The sequence below is a fragment of the Pseudomonas sp. Mn2068 genome, from assembly GCF_049319725.1.
Lineage (GTDB): Bacteria > Pseudomonadota > Gammaproteobacteria > Pseudomonadales > Pseudomonadaceae > Aquipseudomonas > Aquipseudomonas gingeri.
In genome coordinates this window covers 1-22234 of record NZ_JBMOUG010000004.1, presented here as the reverse complement: position 1 = coordinate 22234, position 22234 = coordinate 1, and the positions used below count along the sequence as shown (strand labels likewise).

18 protein-coding genes are annotated in these 22234 nt (G+C 63.4%); 11 read left to right on the top strand and 7 right to left on the bottom strand.

Features of this window, described 5'->3' with window-relative positions:
- Nucleotides 1-20: 20 nt before the first annotated feature.
- On the bottom strand, nt 21-725 hold the full coding sequence (treR, locus tag ACL9RJ_RS10800) for a trehalose operon repressor (RefSeq protein WP_178991488.1): 705 nt from the start codon (nt 723-725) through the stop codon (nt 21-23).
- 228 nt (nt 726-953) lie between these two features.
- Here treR and treP point away from each other — a divergent pair, with 228 nt between their 5' ends.
- The 7 genes from treP to tadA all read left to right on the top strand — a co-directional run bounded on the left by treP (nt 954) and on the right by tadA (nt 10418).
- Nucleotides 954-2396, top strand: a complete 1443-nt coding sequence (treP, locus tag ACL9RJ_RS10795; RefSeq protein ID WP_017123724.1) for a PTS system trehalose-specific EIIBC component — start codon at nt 954-956, stop codon at nt 2394-2396.
- A 59-nt stretch (nt 2397-2455) separates the two neighbouring features.
- On the top strand, nt 2456-4105 hold the full coding sequence (gene treC, locus ACL9RJ_RS10790; protein WP_017123725.1) for an alpha,alpha-phosphotrehalase: 1650 nt from the start codon (nt 2456-2458) through the stop codon (nt 4103-4105).
- A 99-nt stretch (nt 4106-4204) separates the two neighbouring features.
- On the top strand, nt 4205-5431 hold the full coding sequence (locus ACL9RJ_RS10785; protein WP_042934356.1) for a maltoporin: 1227 nt from the start codon (nt 4205-4207) through the stop codon (nt 5429-5431).
- Nucleotides 5432-5494: 63 nt separating this feature from the next.
- The gene (gene ptsP / locus ACL9RJ_RS10780) at nt 5495-8029 is read left to right on the top strand and encodes a phosphoenolpyruvate--protein phosphotransferase (protein WP_017123727.1); all 2535 of its coding nucleotides are present in this window, start codon (nt 5495-5497) and stop codon (nt 8027-8029) included.
- Nucleotides 8030-8031: 2 nt separating this feature from the next.
- Nucleotides 8032-8325 (top strand): PTS transporter subunit EIIB, encoded by a 294-nt coding sequence (locus ACL9RJ_RS10775; RefSeq protein WP_017123728.1) that lies wholly within the window; start codon nt 8032-8034, stop codon nt 8323-8325.
- Between the two features lie 225 nt (nt 8326-8550).
- Complete coding sequence (locus ACL9RJ_RS10770; protein ID WP_042934358.1) at nt 8551-9927, top strand: multicopper oxidase family protein; 1377 nt, start codon at nt 8551-8553, stop codon at nt 9925-9927.
- Nucleotides 9927-10418 (top strand): tRNA adenosine(34) deaminase TadA, encoded by a 492-nt coding sequence (tadA, locus tag ACL9RJ_RS10765; RefSeq protein WP_017123730.1) that lies wholly within the window; start codon nt 9927-9929, stop codon nt 10416-10418. The genes ACL9RJ_RS10770 and tadA overlap by 1 nt, the downstream gene beginning before the upstream one ends.
- Nucleotides 10419-10471: 53 nt before the next feature.
- Here the strand turns inward: tadA and cmoB are convergent, their stop codons facing one another.
- The 6 genes from cmoB to lon all read right to left on the bottom strand — a co-directional run bounded on the left by cmoB (nt 10472) and on the right by lon (nt 16815).
- On the bottom strand, nt 10472-11428 hold the full coding sequence (gene cmoB, locus ACL9RJ_RS10760; RefSeq protein WP_017123731.1) for a tRNA 5-methoxyuridine(34)/uridine 5-oxyacetic acid(34) synthase CmoB: 957 nt from the start codon (nt 11426-11428) through the stop codon (nt 10472-10474).
- Complete coding sequence (gene cmoA / locus ACL9RJ_RS10755; protein ID WP_017123732.1) at nt 11425-12168, bottom strand: carboxy-S-adenosyl-L-methionine synthase CmoA; 744 nt, start codon at nt 12166-12168, stop codon at nt 11425-11427. Before cmoA ends, cmoB begins: the two co-directional genes overlap by 4 nt.
- A gap of 153 nt (nt 12169-12321) precedes the next feature.
- Nucleotides 12322-12738, bottom strand: coding sequence for a hypothetical protein (locus ACL9RJ_RS10750; RefSeq protein WP_177084313.1), 417 nt, complete (start codon nt 12736-12738; stop codon nt 12322-12324).
- 179 nt (nt 12739-12917) lie between these two features.
- Nucleotides 12918-13574 (bottom strand): lysoplasmalogenase, encoded by a 657-nt coding sequence (locus tag ACL9RJ_RS10745; protein WP_422765227.1) that lies wholly within the window; start codon nt 13572-13574, stop codon nt 12918-12920.
- Nucleotide 13575: 1 nt separating this feature from the next.
- Complete coding sequence (locus tag ACL9RJ_RS10740) at nt 13576-13968, bottom strand: protease inhibitor I42 family protein (RefSeq protein ID WP_017123735.1); 393 nt, start codon at nt 13966-13968, stop codon at nt 13576-13578.
- A gap of 414 nt (nt 13969-14382) precedes the next feature.
- The gene (gene lon, locus ACL9RJ_RS10735; protein ID WP_017123903.1) at nt 14383-16815 is read right to left on the bottom strand and encodes an endopeptidase La; all 2433 of its coding nucleotides are present in this window, start codon (nt 16813-16815) and stop codon (nt 14383-14385) included.
- Nucleotides 16816-17111: 296 nt separating this feature from the next.
- Here lon and ACL9RJ_RS10730 point away from each other — a divergent pair, with 296 nt between their 5' ends.
- Genes ACL9RJ_RS10730 through ACL9RJ_RS10715 form a run of 4 tightly spaced genes read left to right on the top strand, consistent with a single transcriptional unit; the run spans nt 17112 to nt 21436 of the window.
- Nucleotides 17112-17801 (top strand): methylamine utilization protein, encoded by a 690-nt coding sequence (locus tag ACL9RJ_RS10730; RefSeq protein WP_017123902.1) that lies wholly within the window; start codon nt 17112-17114, stop codon nt 17799-17801.
- Complete coding sequence (locus ACL9RJ_RS10725) at nt 17785-20142, top strand: EAL domain-containing protein (protein ID WP_422765226.1); 2358 nt, start codon at nt 17785-17787, stop codon at nt 20140-20142. The genes ACL9RJ_RS10730 and ACL9RJ_RS10725 overlap by 17 nt, the downstream gene beginning before the upstream one ends.
- A gap of 5 nt (nt 20143-20147) precedes the next feature.
- Nucleotides 20148-21014 carry a DUF3034 family protein gene (locus ACL9RJ_RS10720; RefSeq protein WP_177117795.1) on the top strand — a complete coding sequence of 289 codons (867 nt, stop codon included), beginning with the start codon at nt 20148-20150 and terminating at the stop codon, nt 21012-21014.
- The gene (locus ACL9RJ_RS10715; protein ID WP_177117794.1) at nt 21014-21436 is read left to right on the top strand and encodes a group I truncated hemoglobin; all 423 of its coding nucleotides are present in this window, start codon (nt 21014-21016) and stop codon (nt 21434-21436) included. Before ACL9RJ_RS10720 ends, ACL9RJ_RS10715 begins: the two co-directional genes overlap by 1 nt.
- Nucleotides 21437-22234: the final 798 nt, after the last annotated feature.

Here is a 22234-nt window from a genome sequence, read left to right as displayed (position 1 = left end):
ACCTGGCTGCCCGGTTCGTATCAGCGTCGGGCGACGTCGGAGAAGTAGAACTTGTCCAGGGTATGCCGCGACTCGGTGTATTCGAATTGCCGGCCGTCCTGGAGGAAGGTCTGGTTCTTCACCACGATCACGTGGCTGGCGCCGTCCAGGTCCAGGTGCTGCTGGTCGTCCTTGCTGCAGCGCGCTGCTTCGATGGTGCGCTGGGCGAAACTGATGCTCAGTTGCAGGGTCTGCTCGATATAGGCGTAGATCGAGTGCTCGGCAATGTCCCGGGTCAGGCCGGGAATCAGGTCGGCGACGAAATGGTTGATGTCGAGGATGATCCGCTTGCCATCAATGCGTCGCACCCGCTTGATGCGGATCACCAGGCTGCCGGGCTCGGCCTGCAGGCGCTCCTGGAGGGCGCCGGCCAGCGGGATTTCGCTGAACTCCACCACTTCGGTGCCGATATTGCTGCCCATGCTCGAATGGGCTTCCTGGAAGCTGACGATGCCGCCGAGCTGGAATTCGATCGGGCTGCGTGACAGCACGAAGGTGCCCTTGCCATGGATCTTCTGGGCAAACCCGCGTTCCTGCAATTGCTCGATGGCCTTGCGCACCGTACCGCGACTGGCCTGGTAGCTGTCCATCAGTTCGGTTTCCGAAGGCAGCCGGGCGCCTTTCTCCAACTGCTCGGTGGTGATGCTGGCAAGCAGATCGCTGTAGATCTGGTTGTATTTGCTCATGGTGTTCGCTCTGGATCGGAAGTCGCCGACTAATAGCGTAGCGGGCGTGGTGTCCCAAGGCATGGAACCTTAAGGGCAGGTCGAGGGTTTGTCCATTTGTCGGATCATTTACCAAGAAACGCTCAACTCGTACAGACGAGTTGTTGCTTTAACTCGTACAGACGAGTATTTTTTGTTTCTGTGTGCTGCCAACCATTTCCAATAACAAGAAACAGCGGAAGAAAAAGCATGAGCCACGACTATCCGAATATCGCCCGCGAGCTGCTGCAGAGCCTCGGTGGTGCTGAAAACCTCGAGCAGGCCGCTCACTGTGTCACCCGCCTGCGGCTGGCGCTCAAGGACCCGAGTAAAGTCGACAAGGCCACCTTGTCCGGCATCGACCTGGTCAAGGGTTCGTTCTTTACCGGTGGCCTGTTCCAGGTCGTCATCGGTCCGGGCGAAGTGGAAAAGGTCTATGCCGCCTTGCGCGAGCTCACGGGCCTGGCGGTATCGACCATCGCCGACGTCAAGCAGAAGGGCGCGGACAAGACCAACGTCATGCAACGCCTGGTGCGGGTGTTCTCCGATGTGTTCATGCCGATCCTGCCGGCGCTGATCATTGCCGGCCTGCTGATGGGGGTGAACAACCTCATGGGCGCCAAGGGCATGTTCATCGACGGCAAGACGCTGCTCGAGGCCTACCCGTCGCTGGACGGCCTGTGGAGCCTGATCAACCTGATGGCCAACACCTCCTTCGTGTTCCTGCCGGCCCTGGTCGGCTGGTCGGCGGCCAAGCGCTTTGGCGGTAGCGAGATCCTCGGTATCGTCCTCGGCCTGATGCTGGTCCACCCGGACCTGCTCAACGCCTGGAACTACGGCAAGGCGGTCGCCGGCCTGGACGGCCAGAGCCTGCCGTACTTCGATATCTTCGGTTGGTTCCGCATCGAGAAAGTCGGTTACCAGGGGCAGATCCTGCCGATCCTGATGGCCGCCTATGTCATGAGCGTGATCGAGAAATGGCTGCGGGCGCGGGTGCCGAATGCCATTCAACTGCTCGTGGTACCGATCACCACCATCGTCGTCACCGGTGTCCTGGCCCTGGCGATCATCGGCCCGGTCACCCGTCACCTGGGCATCCTGATCACCGAAGGCGTGGTCTGGCTGTTCGATGTGGCCCCGGCACTCGGCGGCGCGATCTTCGGCCTGCTCTATGCGCCGCTGGTGATCACCGGCATGCACCACATGTTCCTCGCGGTGGACCTGCAACTGATCTCGGGCCACGGCGGCACCTTCATCTGGCCGATGATCGTCATGTCCAACCTGGCCCAGGGCAGCGCCGCCCTCGCGGTGTTCTACATGAGCCGCAATGCCCGCGACCGCAGCATGGCCTCGACCTCGGCGATCTCCGCCTACTTCGGCATCACGGAACCGGCGATGTTCGGCGTCAACCTGCGCTACAAGTTCCCGTTCTACGCCGCGCTGATCGGTTCGGCGCTCGCCAGCGTGTTCCTTTCGCTGAACAAGGTGCTGGCCTCGGCCATCGGCGTCGGCGGCCTGCCGGGTTTCATCTCGATCATTCCGCAGTTCATCCCGATGTTCGTCGTCGGCATGGTGGTCGCGATTGTCGTGCCCTTCGTCCTCACCTGCGGGTTGAGCATGAAGATCGTCCGCCCTGGCTATCGCGTCGCCTGATCGTGCCGGCCCGCTCCGAACCCTACTGATTACACGCTCTGAAGATAAGGGAATTCCCCATGCAAGACTGGCAACGTTCGGTGATCTACCAGATCTACCCGAAGAGCTTTCATAGCCATGCAGGCCAGGCCACCGGCGATCTGCTGGGGGTGGTCGACAAGCTCGACTACCTGAAGTGGCTGGGCGTCGACTGCCTGTGGATCACCCCGTTCCTGCGTTCGCCACAGCGTGACAACGGCTACGACATCAGCGACTACTACGCCATCGACCCGAGCTACGGGACCATGGCCGATTGCGAGTTGCTGATCGCCGAGGCCGGCAAGCGCGGCATCAAGCTGATGCTCGATATCGTGGTCAACCACACATCCATCGAGCACGCCTGGTTCCAGCAGGCCCGCAGCAGCCTGGACAACCCGTACCGCGATTTCTACATCTGGCGCGACCAGCCGAACAACTGGCAGTCCAAGTTCGGCGGCAATGCCTGGGAGTACGAGGCGCAAACCGGCCAGTATTTCCTGCATCTGTTCGACCACACCCAGGCCGACCTCAACTGGGACAACCCCAAGGTGCGCCAGGAAGTCTTCAAGATGATGCGCTTCTGGCGCGACAAGGGCGTCGGCGGTTTCCGCCTCGACGTGATCAACCTGATCTCCAAGCCGGCGGACTTTCCCGAGGACGCCACGGACGGTCGGCGTTTCTACACCGATGGCCCGAACGTCCATGAATACCTGCAGGAAATGCACCGGGAAGTGTTTGCCGGCCATGACCTGATCAATGTCGGCGAAATGTCCTCCACCAGCCTGGAGCATTGCATCCGTTATTCGCGTCCGGAGTCGGACGAGTTGTCGATGACCTTCAACTTCCATCACCTGAAGGTCGATTACCCGAACATGGAAAAGTGGGTGCACGCCGACTTCGATTTCCTCCAGCTCAAGCGCATCCTGTCCGACTGGCAGGTCGGCATGCAGGCCGGAGGCGGCTGGAATGCCCTGTTCTGGTGTAACCACGATCAGCCGCGGGTGGTCTCGCGCTTTGGCGATGACGGCGAGTACCGCACGGTCTCGGCGAAGATGCTCGCCACCGCGCTGCACTTTCTCCAGGGCACGCCCTACATCTACCAGGGTGAAGAACTGGGCATGACCGATCCCGGGTTCGACCACATCGATCAGTACCGCGATGTCGAGACCCTGAATATCTACCGCATCAAGCGTGAAGCCGGCGAGTCCGAAGCGCAGAGCATGGCGGCGATCATGCAGAAGTCCCGCGACAACGGCCGTACGCCGATGCAGTGGAGCGCCGGCCCGAACGCCGGTTTCAGTTCGGTGCAGCCATGGATCGGCGTGCCTGCGAATGCGGCGCAGATCAACGTCGAACAACAACTCGACGACCCGGATTCGGTCCTGCACCACTACCGCAGCCTGGTGGCCTTGCGCCGTACCGAAGCGCTGATGGTCGAAGGGGTCTATCGCCAGTTGCTGCCCGAGCACCCGCGGGTCTGGGCCTATGTGCGCGAAGGGCAGGGCGAGCGCCTGCTGATCGTCAACAACTTCTATGCCGACAGCTGTGAGGTTCAACTGCCGGAAGGGGTCTTCAGCCAGGGGCAGGAGCAGCGCCTGGTGATCAGCAACTATCAGGATTGTCCCGCGCGCGGTCGCGAATTGTTCCTGCGGCCCTATGAGTCTTTTGCGCTGCATCTGTCAGAAAAATAGGAAATATCGTTCGTACAACGCAGTTCGCATCACATCGTGCGCGGGGAGGCTGCGCCCGACAATCGAGCATTGATCACAATAAAAATAATGGGGTGGTTCATGAAAACAATAATAAATCGAAACCTTGTGGTGTCCTGCGTCTGCCTGGGCCTGCCGTTCTCGGCCCAGGCCCTGGAGTTCGCCGGGTACTTGCGCAGCGGGTTGGGGAGCTCGGTCAACAGCAGTTCGCAAAGCTGTTTCAAGTTACCGGGGATAGATAACAAGTACCGCCTCGGCAACGAGTGTGAGCAATACGCGGAGCTGGAGCTGCGCCAGGACCTGCTGACCCTCGACGATGGCTCGGTATTCAGTGTCGATGCCATGGCATCGCTCTATAACAAGTACGATCGCGACCTGCGTTTCCAGGGCGATGACCACGGTTCGGCGCGCATGCCGCAGATGTATGCGCAATGGTCGAACATGCCCTCGCTCAATGGCGGCTCCCTGTGGGCGGGGCGTCGTTACTACAAGCGAAACGATATCCACATCTCCGACTTCTACTACTGGAACCAGAGCGCCACCGGCGGTGGTATCGAGGATGTGCTGATCGGCGACCTGAAGTACAGCTATGCCTTTTCACGCAAGGACAACCTGTACCAGAAGAACTATATCAATCGCCATGACTTCAACGTCGCCGGCTTCAAGACCAATACCGATGGCGAGCTGGAATTCGGCTTCAGCTACATCGATGCGCCCCAGCGTCGCGATACCCACCAGGGCTGGGCGATCACCGCGCAGCATGTGCAGAAGAACTTCCTCGGCGGCAAGAACAAGTTCGCCCTGCAATACGGCGAGGGGCCGGGCACCGGCCTGGGCTACACCGGCGATACGCGCCTGGATACCAGCAACAAGAGCTACCGTGCCGTGGAGTTCTTCGACTGGCAGGTGACGCCGCGTTTTGGCGGGCAGGTCGAGGCGGTCTATCAGAAGGATATTCGTCCCGATGGCCAGGATCAGACCTGGATGTCCCTCGGCGTGCGTCCTTCCTACGCCATCACCGAACAATTCAAGCTGGTCACCGAACTGGGCCACGATCAGGTCGAGGCACCGGGCGGTACCCGCAAGCTCAGCAAGTTTACCTTCGCGCCGACCTGGTCGCCCAAGGGCCCGGATTTCTGGGCGCGTCCCGAGGTCCGTCTGTACTACACCTACGCCAGCTGGAACAAGGCGGCGCAGCGGGCGGCCAACGAGTTGGCGGCGGGCTCCGCGCTGTCGGATACCGGCGCTTTCGGCAACGCGCTCAATGGCGCCAACTTCGGCGTGCAGGTCGAGTACTGGTGGAAATAAGTCCATGCTGGCGGGGCAGTTGCTCTGCCGGCGTTTCAAAGAACAACGATAAAAGGTGATGTCATGACCGCAACCCCTTCCCTGGAACTGCTGGCGCCGCTGTCAGGGCTGCTGATGCCGCTGGACCGGGTCCCCGATCCGGTGTTTTCCAGTCGCCTGATCGGTGATGGCCTGTGCATCGATCCGACCTCCAGCGTGCTCTGTGCACCGCTGGCCGGGGTGATCAGCAATGTCCAGGACAGCGGGCATGCCATCAGCATCACCGATGAGCGTGGCGTGCAGGTGCTGATGCATATCGGCCTGGATACCGTGAACCTGGCGGGCAAGGGCTTCACCGCGCAGGTTCGTGAAGGCGAGCAGGTGCAAGCCGGGCAGGTACTGATCGAGTTTGATGCGGACTATCTGGCGCTGCATGCCCGCAGCCTGCTGACCCTGGTGCTGGTGGTCAGCGGCGAGCCCTTTACCCTGCTGGTGCCCGACGACGGCCTGGTCGAAAGTGGCCAGCCGCTGCTGAGCTTGAGCCCGGCGCAGACGAGCAGCGTCGAGGCCGTGGAAGAAGAGGGCGAGGCGTTGTTCTCCCGCCCCCTGAGCCTGCCCAATGCCAACGGCCTGCATGCCCGGCCGGCGGCGGTACTGGCCCAGGCGGCGAAAGGTTTTGCCGCCAGCATCCATCTGCACAAACGCCAGGACAGCGCCAATGCCAAGTCGCTGGTGGCGATCATGGCCTTGCAGACTGTCCAGGGCGATGTACTGCAGGTCAGTGCCGTCGGTGAGGATGCCCAGGCTGCCCTCGATGCACTGACTGCGCTGATCACCGAAGGCTGTGGCGAAACCACCGCGGCCGAAACCACCGGGGAAACCTTCGAGGCTCCCGAGGCGTCGTCCGCGACCCTGCTGCGGGGCGTCTGCGCTTCACCGGGCTCGGCCTTCGGCAAGGTGGTGCAGGTCTCCGAGCAGGTCCTGAATATCCAGGAAGCCGGTGCCGGCGAGGCTCACGAGCGGGCCACCCTCGAACGCGCCTTGACGGAGGCGACCCTGGCTCTGCAGACCTTGCAGGACAATGCGGTCGGCAGCGCCCAGGCGCAGATTTTCCGGGCCCATCAGGAGTTGCTGGAAGACCCGAGCCTGCTGGAACAGGCCCAGTTGCTGGTGGTCCAGGGCAAGAGCGCGGCCTTCGCCTGGCGTGCGGCCACCGAAGAGACCGCGGCCCTGTTCAAGCGCCTCGGCAGCGAACTGCTCGCCGAGCGGGCCCTGGACCTGATGGATGTCGGCCAGCGTGTGCTTCGCTTGATCCTGGGTGTCCAGGAACAGGCGGCGGAGTTGCCGGACGATGCGATCCTGATCGCCGACCAGCTGACGCCCTCGCAGACCGCCGGGCTCGATACCCGCAAGGTGCTGGGTTTCGCCACGGTCGGCGGTGGGGCCACCAGCCATGTCGCGATCCTCGCCCGGGCCTTTGGCCTGCCGGCGTTGTGCGGGTTGCCGGCGCAGGTGCTGAACATTGCCAGCGGTACCCAGGTGCTGCTGGATGCCGACCTTGGGCAACTGCACCTCAAGCCCGAGGAGGCGGACGTCCAGCAGTTGCTGGTCAAGCGCCAGCAACAGCGCCAGCGTCGCCAGCGCGAAACCGAGCAATCGCACCAGGCCGCGCGTACCCGCGATGGCCATCATGTCGAGGTGACGGCCAACGTCGCTTCCCTGGAAGAAGTGGAGCAGTCGCTGACCCTGGGCGGTGAAGGCGTCGGTTTGCTGCGCTCGGAGTTTCTCTATCTCGATCGCAGCAGTGCGCCGAGTATCGAGGAACAGGGCGCGACCTATTCGGCGATCGCCCGGGCGCTGGGGCCGGAACGCAACCTGGTGGTGCGCACCCTCGATGTCGGCGGTGACAAACCGCTGGCCTATGTGCCGATGGACAGCGAGGCCAACCCGTTCCTCGGCATGCGCGGCATTCGCCTGTGTCTGCAGCGTCCTGAACTGCTGCGCCAGCAATTGCGGGCGATCCTCGCCTGCGCCGGGCAGACCCGGCTGCACATCATGCTGCCGATGATCACCCAGTTGTCCGAATTGCGTCAGGCCCGGCAGTTCCTGGTCGAGGAAGCGCGTGCGTTGGGGCTGGGCGAACTGCCGAAACTGGGGATCATGATCGAGGTGCCCTCGGCGGCCCTGATGGCAGACCTGTTTGCCCCGGAAGTGGATTTCTTCTCCGTCGGCACCAACGACCTGACGCAGTACACCCTGGCGATGGACCGTGATCATCCGCAGCTGGCGAGCCAGGCCGACAGCCTGCATCCGGCGGTGCTGCGCCTGATCGCCACCACCGTCAAAGCCGCCCATGCCCATGGCAAGTGGGTCGGGGTTTGCGGCGCGCTGGCCTCCGAGGCGCTGGCGGTGCCGGCCCTGCTGGGGCTGGGGGTGGATGAGTTGTCGGTCAGCGTGCCGTTGATCCCGTCGATCAAGGCGGCGATACGCGAGGTCAACCTGGATGAGTGCCAGGTCCTGGCACAACGGATTCTCGGCCAGGAAAGCGCGGAACAGGTCCGCGAGCTGCTGCGCCTTCATCAACAAGCAACGGCGGCCGCGCCGGTCCTGGAGAACTGAGCATGTTCGATACATTGAAGCGGGCGTTCTGGAAGGCCCTGACCCCGGATCTGGTGGAAGACCGGTCGACGCTCGCCAGTGCGGCGGCTCCGCTGGAGGAACTGGCCGCGCCGATCCTGGCGGCCCTGGGTGGAGCAGCCAATCTCAAGTCCCGGCAGCGGGTGGCGCTGACACGGTTGCGGGTCGAGTTGCAGGATGCGACCCGCCTCGATCAACAGGCCCTGCGGGCGGCCGGCGTGCCTGGAGTGATGACATTGCCCGGTGGCGTGGTGCATTTACTGGTGGGGCTGGACTGACGTCTTCGCCGGCAAGCCGGCTCCCACAAGGTTCGCGTGGTACTCCAGGTTTGTTGATGACTGGATACCTGTGGGGGCTGGCTTGCCAGCGAACAGGGCCTCACTGACCCAACACGGCTGCGGCCCATCGCCACCCCGCCCTTACTGTTTCTCAACTGCGGGTGTATCGTATTCGCCTTTTGTGGGCTCCGGGCCCGCGGTTGATTCGGTGAGGTGGTTGGGTTCATGTCTTTTTCCCGTCGGCAAATACTCGGTGGCCTGGTCGGTCTGGCAGTGGTAGGTGTGGGCGCCGGCGGTGCATCGCGGTACTGGCTGGGGAAGAGGGCCGACGCCGAGGCCGGTCATGACTACGAATTGATCGCCGCGCCGCTGGATGTCGAGCTGGTGGCCGGGCACCAGACCCCGGCCTGGGCCTTCGGTCCCTCGGCACCGGGCACCGAGCTGCGGGTCCGTCAGGGCGAGTGGCTGCGGGTGCGGTTCATCAACCACCTGCCGGTCGCCACCACCATTCACTGGCACGGCATCCGCCTGCCGCTGGAAATGGACGGGGTGCCCTACGTGTCGCAACTGCCGGTATTGCCGGGCGAGTATTTCGACTACAAGTTCCGCGTGCCGGATGCCGGCAGCTACTGGTACCACCCCCACGTCAACAGCAGCGAGGAACTGGGTCGCGGGCTGGTCGGTCCGTTGATCGTCGAGGAGCGCGAGCCCACCGGTTTTCGCTACGAGCGCACCCTCAGCCTGAAAAGCTGGCATGTCGATGAAGAAGGCGCGTTCGTGCCCTTCAGCATCCCCCGGGAAGCGGCGCGGGGCGGCACGGCCGGACGACTGGCGACCATCAATGGCACGCCGCAGGCCGTGGTCGACCTGCCGGCCGGGCAGATCACCCGCGTGCGCCTGCTCAACCTCGATAACACCCTGACCTACCGCATCAATATCCCGGGCGCCGAAGCGCAGATCTATGCCCTGGACGGCAACCCCGTGGCCCCACGCCCCCTGGGCAAGGAATACTGGCTTGGGCCGGGCATGCGCATCTGCCTGGCGATCAAGGCCCCGGCGGCGGGCGAGGAACTGTCCCTGCGCAATGGCCCGGTGCGGCTCGGCACCTTCCGTTCGGTGGCCAACGCCGACGCCCCGACCGAGTGGCCGGCGGCGCTGCCGGCCAACCCGATCGCCGAACCGGACCTGGCGAATGCCGAGAAGCTCAACTTCAATTTCGAATGGGTTGGCTCGGTCTCGGTGAATGTCGATAATGGCCGCCCGCCAAGCCTCTGGCAGATCAACGGCAAGGCCTGGGACATCACGGACAAGACCTGCGCCGACCGGCCCATCGCCAAGCTGGAGAAGGGCAAGAGCTACATTTTCGAATTGAAGAACATGACCCAGTATCAGCATCCGATCCACTTGCACGGCATGAGCTTCAAGGTCATTGCCTCTAATCGCAAGACGATCACCCCGTACTTCACCGATACCTACCTGCTGGGCAAGAACGAGCGCGCGCGGGTGGCCCTGGTGGCGGATAATCCGGGGGTGTGGATGTTCCATTGCCATGTGATCGACCACATGGAAACCGGCCTGATGGCCGCCATCGAGGTGGCGTGATGCGCCAGATTCGCCCCGCCGCGATCATCGATCGCAGCCGTGACCAGGATTTCATGCGCGAGGCCCTGCTGCTGGCGGCCGAGGGCGCGGCGCTGGGCGAGGTGCCGGTGGGCGCGGTGCTGGTCCAGGACGGCGAGATCATCGGGCGCGGCTTCAACTGCCCGATCAGTGGCAGCGATCCCAGCGCCCATGCCGAGATGGTCGCCATCCGGGCGGCGGCCCAGGCGGCGAGCAACTACCGGCTGCCGGGCAGCACCCTCTACGTGACCCTGGAGCCGTGCAGCATGTGCGCCGGGCTGATCGTGCATTCGCGCATCGCCCGGGTGGTCTATGGCGCGCTGGAGCCCAAGGCGGGAATCGTGCAGAGCCAGGGGCAGTTCTTCACCCAGGATTTTCTCAATCACCGGGTGCTGTTCGAAGGCGGGGTATTGGCGCAGGAGTGCGGGGCGATCCTCAGCGAGTTCTTCAAGGCCCGCCGCGGCAAACCCTGACCATGCAAGGTTCCTTGCTGGAGCCGGGTTTGCCAGACGCTGTGCAGTTTCGTCTATTTACGAGCGACGATCACCGCGCGCATCGGCGCCGGCAGCCCTTCGATGGTCTTGCCGTGATCCTCGGGGTCGAGGAAGTCGCTCAGTGACTGGTACTTCATCCACTCGGTACCGCGCTGCTCCTGCACCGTGGTCACGCTCACATCCACGCAACGCACATCGCTGAATCCGGCACGCCGCAACCAGCGCTCCAGCGCCGGCACCGAGGGCAGGAACCAGACATTGCGCATCTGTGCATAACGATCCTCCGGCACCAGTACCTGGTTCGCATCGCCTTCCACCACCAGGGTTTCCAGCACCAGTTCGCCGCCCTTGACCAGGCAGTCCTTGAGCGCCAGCAGGTGTTCGATGGGCGAGCGCCGATGGTAGAACACGCCCATGGAAAACACCGTGTCGAAACCTTCCAGGTTGGCCGGCAAGTCCTCGAAGGGGAATGGCAGGTGCCACGCCGCGGGCTGCGACAGGTAGCGCTGGACCGCCTGGAACTGACAGAAGAACAGCCAGTTCGGGTCGACCCCGATCACCGTGTCGGCACCGGCGCCGAGCATGCGCCACATGTAGTAGCCGTTGCCGCAGCCGACATCGAGGATGCGCTTGCCCTTGAGGTCCAGGTGCGGGGCGACCCGCGACCATTTCCAGTCCGAACGCCATTCGGTGTCGACATGCACGCCGAACAGGTCGAACGGGCCCTTGCGCCATGGACTCAGGCCCATCAGGGCGGTGCGCATCTGCACGCGCGTGGCGTCGTCGCAGTCGCTGTCGAGGGTCAGCCCGTTGAGCAGGTCGACGTGGCTCGGCTGGATCTTCGGCAAGGCGTCGAGCGCACTCTGCCAGCGCTCCAGGTCGCCATGGCCTTTCTCCATCCGGGTATCGAGTCGGGCCTGCAGGCCGTTGGCCCAGTCGGCCAGCGGGGTATGCGCCAGGCGGCGGGCGAGGGGCGACAGATCAATCATGGCAGGGCAATCAACGAGGCAAAGTTAAGACACTGGAACCACGGCACGACTTTCGAGAAACCCGCCGCCAGCAGGCGTTCGCGGTGTTCTTCGAGGCTGTCGGGCTTCATGACGTTTTCGATGGCACTGCGTTTCTGGGCGATTTCCAGTTCGCTGTAGCCGTTGGCGCGCTTGAAGGCGATATGCAGGTCGGTGAGCAGCGCATGCTCCTGAGCATCATTGAAGCGCAGTTTTTCCGACAGGATCAGCGCACCGCCGGGCAGCAGGGCCTGGCGGATCCGGCCGAGCAGGGCAAGACGTTGCTCGGGGGCGATGAATTGCAGGGTGAAATTCAGCGCCACCACCGAGGCGGGCTTGAAGTCCAGGGCGAGGATATCGCCTTCGACCACGTCCACCGGCAGCAGCTCCTGGAACATCGAATCCTGGCCGTTGAGGTACTCGCGGCAGCGTTCGACCATGGCGCTGGAGTTGTCCACGGCGATCACCCGGCAGCCGTCGGTGCGCACGTGCCGGCGCAGGGCCTGGGTCACCGCGCCGAGGGAACTGCCCAGGTCATAGAGCACGCTGCCCGGCTGGGCGAACTGCGCGGCGAGCACGCCGAGGTTTTCGACAATGGTCGGGTAGCCGGGCACCGAACGCTTGATCATGTCCGGGAACACCCGTACCACGTCTTCGTTGAAGGCGAAGTCCGGCACCTGGGCCAGGGGCTGGGCGAAAAGGCGGTCGGGTTCTTTGCTCACGGCGGTTCCGGCGACGATCGGGAAAAAGGGTCGGCATTTTAGCCAAGTTGGCGCCGGGATGCGCGGTTTGTCGGATAAAGCGCTGCCGTGGACGTCGTCACCTTGAATCGACCACTTCCACGTCAAACCACAAGTGGTCGATGCCCTGCCTGACTAGTGCCGATGCCTGCGTACCAGGGTGATACCGTGAAGGTCGAAATCACCCTTGACCCGGAGTTCGTCGCCGCTCACCAGTTCGTATGCCAGAATCTCGACCTGGCCCCTGTAGTGATCGGCATCACGATCAAAATTGACGGTCACCGTGCCGCTATCGGTGACATACCAGCCCGATGCCGAGGCGATGGCGCCCAGCCGCGTGAGTTCAGGGTCGACATTAAAGGTATAGGTGCCGTTTTGGACGTCAGGCAGCAAGCCGATCAGAATGGTTCGTACGGGGCTGTTCTCGCTTTCCTGTATGCCGCTTATCTCGATGGTGTGGTGCAGTGTCAGATAGAGCAGGTCTGCGTTGAAGTTTGCAACACCGTTAACCGTCGCGGTGAAGGTGCCAGTGGTTGCCTTGTAGGTGTTCATGATCCAGTCCCTCTGTCGCCTGCATACCCAATCGTCTGCAGGATGAGCTCAAGCATATGAGCCGTGGACAAGGGCGATCTACTGTCAGAAATGACAGGTTCCTAGACGTTTTCTCGATATAGGGCTCGCGGTATCGACTATAAGACGCGGCTACTTTAAGACGCGGCTAGTTTCGGCGTTCATGGCAAATGTACTGTCGCACGTCGGGACGTGACTGAGAAAGCCGAGGCCGTGATTCCCCACTGGCCCAGCCAGTAAGTGATGATCAGCAAGTAGGGCGCGGCTTCGAATGCCACCACGAACCGGTTGATCCCGATCAGCGTATCGGAAAACACAAACGATACTGCGCCCGCCGCCGCCAGCAGCGCCGAGCGTCTGGGCACCTCGCTGCCCAAGCGGGCCAGGGCCCGCCACAGCATGGCACTGATCACCAGGGCATAGATCACCACCGGCACCAGCAATGGGCCCAGGCCATGGGCGATCAGGATGCTCAACAAGCTTGCACCGGCTATCAGGGCCAGCACCAGGGCGACAAGCGCCGGGCGGCGGCAATCGCTGAAATAGGCTTTCAGGTAGCTCAGGTGAGCGCACAGGAAAGCGCCGAGGCCGAAAATGAAGAGATCGCCGGGCCACGCCAGCAGCACATCCCCCACCAGGGAAAAAATCAGTCCCAGGCTGATCCAGCGCCGGTAATCGGTTGGCTGGGCATCATGCAGCCAGCCCAGCAGTGCCAGTACCGGAAGGGGTTTGACCAACAGGCACAGCAGGGTTGCGTGGGTGCTCAGGCCGTAGAGAAAGGTTCCCGCGCCCATCAGGGCGAGAATCAGCCAGGGCATGTCAGTTCACCACGATCGGGCAGTCGAAGCTTTGCACGGGCGGGACTTCCGGTTCCCAGGGCTGCTGATAGGTCAGGCGCAGACGCCCGGTGCCGGCGGCGAAGGCCTGGAAGCGCCAGGTCGATTGCCCGGCGGCGCCGATCACATCACTGTTCTGCGGATTGCGATAGACCTCCGGTCCCAGGCTTTTCAGCACGCCACCGGCGGAGTCCTGGATGGCCCAGCGATAACCGGTGGTGGGATTGCTCGGCAGGCTGAGGATCATGTTCTGCCCGGTCTTGAGCTGCATCGGGCATTCACGCTGGTTTTCCACCGTGACGTTCTGGCGGGGTTGCTGCGCGCAGGCGGTCAGTAGCACAAGGCTTGACGCAAGCATCAGGCGAATCGGGGTCATAGTGTCTCCAATCATTACAGCGATGACGGAGCATAACCCAAGATTCGCCCGCTGCCATTGCCTCGGGCATCTGATCGTTCCCACGCTCTGCGTGGGAACGTCTCACTGGACGCTCTGCGTCCGCTCCCGGTTTGTGACGCGGAGCGTCACGGGCTGCGCGCCCACGCGGAGCGTGGGAGCGATCATCGGCTCCAAGTTTCGCACCGATACCTGATCGTTCCCACGCTCTGCGTGGGAATGTCTCACTGGACGCTCTGCGTCCGCTCCCGGTTTGTGACGCGGAGCGTCACGGGCTGCGTGCCCACGCGGAGCATGGGAGCGATCATCGGCTCCAAGTTTCGCACCGATACCTGATCGTTCCCACGCTCTGCGTGGGAATGCCTCACTGGACGCTCTGCGTCCGCTTTGCCGCCCTCAGAACAATACCTTCGCCACATCGGCGAAACGCTTGGCGAAGTGCACGGTGATGCCTTCCTTCAGGTAGTCCGGCAATTCCTCGAAGTTGCCCCGGTTCGGTTCCGGCAGGATCAGTTCGTGAATCTTCTGCCGCCGCGCCGCGATCACTTTCTCGCGCACGCCGCCAATCGGCAGTACGTGCCCGGTCAGGGTCAGTTCGCCGGTCATGGCCACGCCTTTCTTCGGCGGCTGGTTGCGGGCCAGGGAGAGCAGGGCGCTGGCCATGGTCACCCCGGCACTCGGGCCATCCTTCGGCGTGGCGCCTTCCGGCACGTGCAGGTGGACAAAGGCCTCGTCGAAGAACCGCGGATCACCCCCGAACTGCTTGAGGTTGGAACTGACGTAGCTGTAGGCGATCTCCGCCGACTCCTTCATCACCTCGCCCAACTGCCCGGTCAGCTTGAAGCCGCGATTGAGGGTATGGATCCGCGTCGCTTCGATCGGCAGGGTCGCGCCGCCCATGCTGGTCCAGGCCAGGCCGGTGATCACACCGGTGCCGCTCAGCACCTGCTCGTTGCGGAACACCGGCATGCCGAGGGACGCTTCGAGGTCCTTGTTGCCGATCTTGATCGTGCTGTCCGGCGCATCCAGCAGCTTGACCACCGACTTGCGCACCAGCTTGCCCAGCTGTTTTTCCAGCTGGCGCACGCCGGCTTCGCGGGCATAACCGTCGATCACCGCGCGCAGGGCGCTGTCGCTGATGGACAGGCTGCTTTTCGCCACGCCGGCCTTCTCCAGCTGCTTGGGCCACAGGTGGCGCTTGGCGATCGCCAGTTTTTCCTCGGTGATATAGCCCGACAGGCGAATCACTTCCATGCGGTCCAGCAACGGGCCGGGAATCGAGTCCAGGGTGTTGGCGGTGCAGACGAACAGCACTTTCGACAGGTCCAGGCGCAGGTCCAGGTAATGGTCGAGGAAGTCGACGTTCTGTTCCGGATCGAGGGTTTCCAGCAGCGCCGAGGCCGGGTCGCCCTGGAAGCTCTGGCCCATCTTGTCGATCTCGTCGAGCATGATCACCGGGTTCATCACTTCGACGTCCTTCAGCGCCTGCACCAGCTTGCCCGGCTGGGCACCGATATAGGTGCGGCGATGGCCCTTGATCTCGGCCTCGTCGCGCATGCCGCCGACGCTGAAACGGTAGAACGGTCGGCCGAGGGATTCGGCGATGGATTTGCCGACGCTGGTCTTGCCCACGCCCGGCGGCCCCACCAGCAACACGATGGAACCGCTGATCTCGCCCTTGTAGGCGCCGACCGCGAGGAATTCGAGAATCCGCGACTTGATGTCATCCAGGCCGGCATGGTGCTGATCGAGGATCTTGCGCGCATGCTTGAGGTCGAGCTTGTCTTCGCCGTACACGCCCCAGGGCACGGACGTCGCCCATTCCAGGTAGTTGCGGGTGACGGCGTATTCCGGCGAGCCGGTCTCGAGGATCGATAGCTTGGCCATTTCCTCGGTGATGCGCTTCTGCGCCTGGGACGGCAGGACCTTGCCCTGCAAGCGCTGCTCGAACTGTTCGATATCGGCGCTGCGGTCGTCCTTGGTCAGGCCCAGCTCCTGCTGGATGACCTTGAGCTGTTCCTTGAGGAAGAACTCACGCTGGTGCTCGCCGATCTTGCGGTTCACCTCGGCGGAGATTTCCTTCTGCAGGCGCGCGACCTCGACTTCCTTGCGCAGCATCGGCAGGACTTTTTCCATGCGCTTGAGCATCGGCACGCAATCGAGCACTTCCTGCAACTCGTTACCGGTAGCGGAAGTCAGGGCGGCGGCGAAGTCGGTCAGCGGCGACGGGTCGTTGGGGCTGAAGCGGTTGAGGTAGTTCTTCAGTTCTTCGCTGTACAGCGGATTGAGCGGCAGCAGTTCCTTGATCGCATTGATCAGCGCCATGCCGTAGGCCTTGACCTCGTCGGTCGGCTCGCTCGGCTGGTGCGGGTATTCGACTTCCACCAGGTACGGCGGGCGGTGGTGCTTGAGCCAGGTGCGGATACGCACGCGGGTCAGGCCCTGGGCGACGAACTGCAATTTGCCGCCATCGCGGCTGGCATGGTGAACCTTCACCAGGGTGCCGTACTCCGGCAGGCTCTTGGTGTCGAAATGGCGGGTGTCTTCGGTCGGCGTATCGACGAAGAACAGGGCCAGGGAGTGATGCTCGGACTTGCTCACCAGTTCCAGGGTTTCGGCCCAGGGTTCTTCGTTGACGATGACCGGCAGGACCTGCGCCGGGAAGAACGGACGGTTGTGGATCGGGATGATATAGACCTTGTCCGGCAGGTTCTGTCCCGGCAGGGCCAGGCCGGTACCGACGCTCGCATGGGTGTCGGAGCTGCCTTCGGGGCGCTCGGCGTCGGCCTGTTGGGTCGGATGATCGGGGAATTCTTGCTGGTTGCTCATGGGGCACCTGCACAGTTGAGTATGCAAGTTAGATGGGGCGAGCCCACGGTGGTTTCAATGGCCTGGGGCTATAGCTTTGTTCAATCCGGCCGATAGTCGAGGGAGAGACTTGTACATGTCTGTTTTTAATGTAGAACTTTTTCCCGGGTAACGGTCGTTCGTCGGGTCGGTTCAAATAGTGGCTAAAGGCCGCATTTGTTACGTGATCTTCTGCGCGGCGCCCGGTAATCTGCACCGCAGAACCCTTTGCCAAGGCAGGCCATCCTTAACCCTACGAACTCATGAGTAGTTGCTGCATGGCCCGCCCGACCTCGTTGCTTGGATTGTTTCTATGTGTTGCCGGTTTGCTGTCGAGCGGCCTGAGCCAGGCCGCCGGCTTCCAGGCCGAGATGGTCGATCAGCAGGGCAAGCCCCTGGTGGGCGCCGTGGTGACCTTGCAGGGCAACGCCACCGCCGCCACCTATCCCCTCAAGGCCGACATGGACCAGCGCGACAAGCAGTTCGCGCCCCATGTCCTGGCGGTGCACACCGGCACCCAGATCAGGTTTCCCAACAGCGACAACATCCGCCACCAGGTCTATTCGTTCTCGCAGCCCAAGCGCTTCGAGCTGCGCCTCTATGAAGGCACGCCGTCGGACCCGGTGCTGTTCGACAAACCGGGGATCGTCGTGCTGGGTTGCAACATCCATGACTGGATGCTTGGTTATGTCTATGTCACCGATGAGCCCTGGTTCGCGGTCAGCGATGAGAAGGGCCGGATCGCCTTCGACAAGCTGCCGGCCGGCCATTACCGCGTGACGCTCTGGCACCCTCAGGTGACGGATATGCAGCCGCAACCGGGAGGCGAAATCGAAGTGCCGGCCACGGGCCTGAAGCAGCGCTTGAGCCTGACGATCCAACCACTGTCGCCAGATGCTCCGTCGGCGCCAGCTCCGAGTGCCTTTGGCGATGCCTTCAATAAAGCTCTCAGTGAAACTGCGCAGTAGTTTCCAGGCACGGGTCGCCTGTGTCCTGATCCTGCTGTTGCTGGTGGTCGTCGGCGCGCTGTACTTCAGCGTCAAGGTGGCCACCAACGACGCGGTGCGCAGCCAGGCACGCGAGCAACTGGACGTGGGCGCGCGGGTCTTCGAACGCCTGCTGGATGTGCAGAGCCGGCGCCTGGGCGACGGCGTGCAACTGCTGGCGGCCGACTTCGGCTTTCGCGACGCGGTGTCCAGCGGCGATTCGGCGACCATCCGCTCGGTGCTGATCAACCACGGCAAGCGCATCAACGCCAGCGACATGATCCTGCTGAGCATGGACGGCAAGGTCCTCGCCAGTACCCTGGCGGACCAGCCCGACGGCACGCCGTTCCGTTATGAGCAGGCCCTGCGCGAGGCGCGCCGCAACAAGCAGGCGACCTTGATCGTGCCGTTGCAGGGCAAGCCGCACCTGCTGGTGGAAGCCCCCGTGCTGGCGCCGTTGCCGATCGCCCGGGTGGTGATGGGCTTCTCCATGGACAACGCCTTCGCCTCGGAACTGCGCTCGCTGACCAACCTCGAAGTGTCGTTCCTCACCGTCGATCACCAGCAGCCCGGGGAACTGGTCAGCACCCAGCCGGGCTCCCTGGCGTCGAGCATTGTCCGGTTGATGCTCGAGGCCTCCCAGGGGCGCCAGTTGCAGATGACCGAGCATCTCAACCAGAGCTTCCTGAGCCAGTCGCTGATGCTCGCCAGCAGTACCGCGAGCAGCGACAGCCAGGTCATCGCGCTGCTGCAAAGTCCGCTGGATGCGGCCATGCAGGCCTTCGCCCCGCTGGATCAGAAAATCCTCCTGATCGCGTTGATCTCGCTGCTGGCCTCGCTGGCCGGGGCGCTGTTGCTCGCCCGCAGTGTGTCGCAGCCGGTGCGCTCGCTGGCGCAGGCAGCCGAGCGGATCGGCCAGGGCGACTACCAGACGCCGCTGGCGTTGCAACGCAGTGACGAACTGGGCCTGCTGGCGACGGCCTTCAATTCCATGCAGAGCGAGATTGCCGAGCGCGAGCAGGAGTTGGCGCACAACGCCCTGCATGACCGCCTGACCGGCCTGCCCAACCGGGCGCTGGCGATGGAACGCCTGGGCAGTGCGATAGCTGCCGGTCGTCCCGTGGCCTTGGTCTACCTGGAGATCGACAACCTGCGCTCGGTCGACGATAGCGGCGGACCCGGTGCCGTCGACCTGATGCTGCAGAACGTCAGCCAGCGCCTGCAAGCGGCCTTGCGCCCCGGCGATACCGTTGCCCACCTGATCGCCGGTGAGTTCCTGTTGCTGCTGCAGAATATCGGCAGCGACGGCGCGGTGGCCACCGCCGACCAGATCCAGCAACTGCTGCTCAAGCCCCAGCGGGTAGCTGGTCACGATATGGCCCTGGATTGCCGGATGGGCATCGCCGCGTTTCCTGCCGACGGCCAGGCTCCGGAAGAACTGCTCGGGCGCGCCGCCATCGCCATGAAAGACGCCGAGCAGATGCCCGGACGCCTGCAGATCTACCAACACGGGCGCGACCTGGCCCACCGCCGCCAGATCACCCTGATCCGCGACCTGCGCCATGCCGCGGCCAACGGCGAACTGCTGCTGCACTACCAGCCCAAGCTGGATATTCGCCAGGGCCGCGTGCGCCAGGCCGAAGCCTTGTTGCGCTGGCAGCATCCGCAGTTCGGCATGGTCTCGCCGGCGGAATTCATCGTGCTGGCCGAACGCACCGGCAGCATCCAGGTGCTGACCCGCTGGGTGATCGAAGAGGGCATGCGCCAACTCGCCGAGTGGAACCTGCGTGGCCTGCGCTTGCAGCTGTCGTTGAATATTTCCGCGGACGACCTGCTCAGCGGCGACCTGGCCGACCGTGTATCGGCGCTGCTCAAGATCTACCGCCTGCCGGCCGAACAACTGATCTTCGAGATCACCGAAAGCGCGGTGATGCGCGAGCCGGAGCAGGCGCTCAAGGTCCTGCACCGCTTGCGCGAGTGCGGCATCAGCCTGTCGGTGGATGACTTCGGCACCGGTTACTCGTCGCTGGCGCACTTGAAACGCCTGCCGGTGCAGGAGCTGAAGATCGACCAGTCCTTCGTGCGCAACCTGGATGAAACCAGCGAGGACGCGGTGATCGTCCGCTCGACCATCGAGATGAGCCACAACCTCGGGCTGAAGGTGGTCGCCGAAGGCGTCGAGTACGCCCACAGCCTGCGCCTGCTGGAGCGTTGGCAGTGCGACACCGCCCAGGGTTACCTGATCAGCCGTCCGCTGACCGCGACGGCCTTCGAGGCCTGGGTTGCCCTACCTTTGAGTTCACCGTCCGTCATGGTTCATTGAGTGATATGAAACGTCGTTTTCCTGCATTGTGCCTGTTGAGTCTTGCCTGTCTCGGCTCGGGCGCCGCCCTGGCCGATAACGGCCGTCTGATCGCCACCGGCGGCGCCAGCAGCCTGGAAGGCGCGGCGGGCGGTGGCATCACGCCGTGGGCGGTCCTGACCGGCTACGGCGAGCAGAACGAATGGAGCGCCACGGCGTTCGCCACCACGGTCAATGTCCCGGACTATCGGCTGGATGTGGCCGGGGTCGCGGCATCCTATGACAACCGCGTGGAAGTATCCTTCGCCCGCCAGCGTTTCGACCTGGGGTCGCTGGTGCACAAGCTCGACCTGCCCGAGGATCATCTGGGACAGGACATCATCGGCCTCAAGGTGCGCCTGTTCGGTGACCTGATCTACGACCAGTTGCCCCAGGTATCCCTGGGCCTGGAGTACAAGCACCAGACCAACTTCGACATTCCCGAACTGGTGGGCGCCAAGCGCGACCAGGATGTCGAAGGCTACCTGACCGCCAGCCGCCTGTTCATGGGCGCGGCCTTTGGCTACAACGTGCTGGTCAACGGCGGTGTGCGCTACAGCCGGGCCAACGAACTGGGGTTGATGGGCTTTGGCGGCGACCGTCGCGACACCCGCAGCGTGCTCAAGGAAGGTTCGGTGGCGGTGCTGTTCAATCCGCGCTGGGCCATGGGCGTGGAATACCGGCAGAAACCGGACAACCTGTCGTTCGCGGGGGAAAGCGACTGGGCCGACCTGTTTGTCGGCTACTTTCCCAGCAAGCATGTGTCATTGGTGCTGGCCTATGCCCGGCTGGGTGAAATCGCCACCCTGGACAACCAGAACGGCCCTTACCTGTCCGTGCAGGGGAGTTTCTGATGCGTGCCTTGAAACTGCTGGCGATGATTGTCCTGCTGGCCGGTTGTGCCCAGCAGCCGCCCAAGGATGACAGCCTCTATCGCGACCTCGGCGAGCGCGCCGGGATTACCCGCATCGTCGAAGGCACGCTGATCCACATTGCCCGGGATCGAAGAATCGCCGAGCGCTTCCGCAAGATCGATATCCAGCGTCTGCGCGACAAGCTGGTGGAACAGTTCTGCGTCGAGGCGGGCGGGCCTTGTGTGTACACCGGGGATACCATGGCCGAGAGCCACAAGGGCCAGAATGTCAGTCGCAGCGATTTCAATGCCCTGGTGGAAGACCTGATCGCGGCGATGGATGATCAAGGCATTCCGGTGCCTGTGCAAAACCGCCTGATTGCGCGGCTGGCACCGATGCGCGGTGACGTAATCGACCACTAGGTTCTGACTCGGTCAATGTGGCCGCTTGTGCAGGCCATGTGGAGCTGGCTTGCCAGCGAAGGCGTCCGGGCAGGCGGTGCCGGGCTCAAGGGCCCCTTCGTGGGCAAGCCCACTCCCACAATGAGTACCGCGTCAGGCGCACATCTTGTGCACGCCGCAATCCTTGTGGGAGCTGGCTTGCCAGCGAAGGCGTCCGGGCGGGCGGTGCCGGGCTCAAGGGCCCCTTCGTGGGCAAGCCCACTCCCACAATGAGTACCGCGTCAGGCTCATATCTTGTGCACGGGGCAATCCTTGTGGGAGCTGGCTTGCCAGCGAAGGCGTGCGTGCAGGCGGTGCAGGGCTCAAGGGCCCCTTCGTGGGCAAGCCCACTCCCACAATGAGTACCGCGTCAGGCGCACATCTTGTGCACGCCGCAATCCTTGTGGGAGCTGGCTTGCCAGCGAAGGCGTCCGCGCAGACGGTGCCGGGCTCAAGGGCCTCTTCGTGGGCAAGCCCACTCCCACAATGACCATCGCGTCAGGCGCACATCTTGTGCACGCCGCGATCCTTGTGGGAGCTGGCTTGCCAGCGAAGGCGTCCGCGCAGACGGTGCCGGGCTCAAGGGCCTCTTCGTGGGCAAGCCCACTCCCACAATGAGTACCGCGTCAGGCGCACATCTTGTGCACGCCGCGATCCTTGTGGGAGCTGGCTTGCCAGCGAAGGCGTCCGGGCGGGCGGTGCAGGGCTCAAGGGCCTCTTCGTGGGCAAGCCCACTCCCACAATGAGTACCGCGTCAGGCGCACATCTTGTGCACGCCGC

Excerpts from the sequence above, each read along its gene's own strand:
- ACL9RJ_RS10730 (WP_017123902.1), top strand. The coding sequence starts at position 17,112 with ATGGCCCGCCCGACCTCGTTGCTTGGATTGTTTCTATGTGTTGCCGGT.
- ACL9RJ_RS10770 (WP_042934358.1), top strand. The coding sequence starts at position 8,551 with ATGTCTTTTTCCCGTCGGCAAATACTCGGTGGCCTGGTCGGTCTGGCA.
- ACL9RJ_RS10775 (WP_017123728.1), top strand. The coding sequence starts at position 8,032 with ATGTTCGATACATTGAAGCGGGCGTTCTGGAAGGCCCTGACCCCGGAT.
- ACL9RJ_RS10785 (WP_042934356.1), top strand. The coding sequence starts at position 4,205 with ATGAAAACAATAATAAATCGAAACCTTGTGGTGTCCTGCGTCTGCCTG.
- ACL9RJ_RS10745 (WP_422765227.1), bottom strand. The coding sequence starts at position 13,574 with ATGCCCTGGCTGATTCTCGCCCTGATGGGCGCGGGAACCTTTCTCTAC.
- treC (WP_017123725.1), top strand. The coding sequence starts at position 2,456 with ATGCAAGACTGGCAACGTTCGGTGATCTACCAGATCTACCCGAAGAGC.
- treR (WP_178991488.1), bottom strand. The coding sequence starts at position 725 with ATGAGCAAATACAACCAGATCTACAGCGATCTGCTTGCCAGCATCACC.
- ACL9RJ_RS10715 (WP_177117794.1), top strand. The coding sequence starts at position 21,014 with ATGCGTGCCTTGAAACTGCTGGCGATGATTGTCCTGCTGGCCGGTTGT.
- ptsP (WP_017123727.1), top strand. The coding sequence starts at position 5,495 with ATGACCGCAACCCCTTCCCTGGAACTGCTGGCGCCGCTGTCAGGGCTG.
- tadA (WP_017123730.1), top strand. The coding sequence starts at position 9,927 with ATGCGCCAGATTCGCCCCGCCGCGATCATCGATCGCAGCCGTGACCAG.
- cmoB (WP_017123731.1), bottom strand. The coding sequence starts at position 11,428 with ATGATTGATCTGTCGCCCCTCGCCCGCCGCCTGGCGCATACCCCGCTG.
- treP (WP_017123724.1), top strand. The coding sequence starts at position 954 with ATGAGCCACGACTATCCGAATATCGCCCGCGAGCTGCTGCAGAGCCTC.
- ACL9RJ_RS10750 (WP_177084313.1), bottom strand. The coding sequence starts at position 12,738 with ATGAACACCTACAAGGCAACCACTGGCACCTTCACCGCGACGGTTAAC.
- ACL9RJ_RS10740 (WP_017123735.1), bottom strand. The coding sequence starts at position 13,968 with ATGACCCCGATTCGCCTGATGCTTGCGTCAAGCCTTGTGCTACTGACC.
- ACL9RJ_RS10720 (WP_177117795.1), top strand. The coding sequence starts at position 20,148 with ATGAAACGTCGTTTTCCTGCATTGTGCCTGTTGAGTCTTGCCTGTCTC.
- lon (WP_017123903.1), bottom strand. The coding sequence starts at position 16,815 with ATGAGCAACCAGCAAGAATTCCCCGATCATCCGACCCAACAGGCCGAC.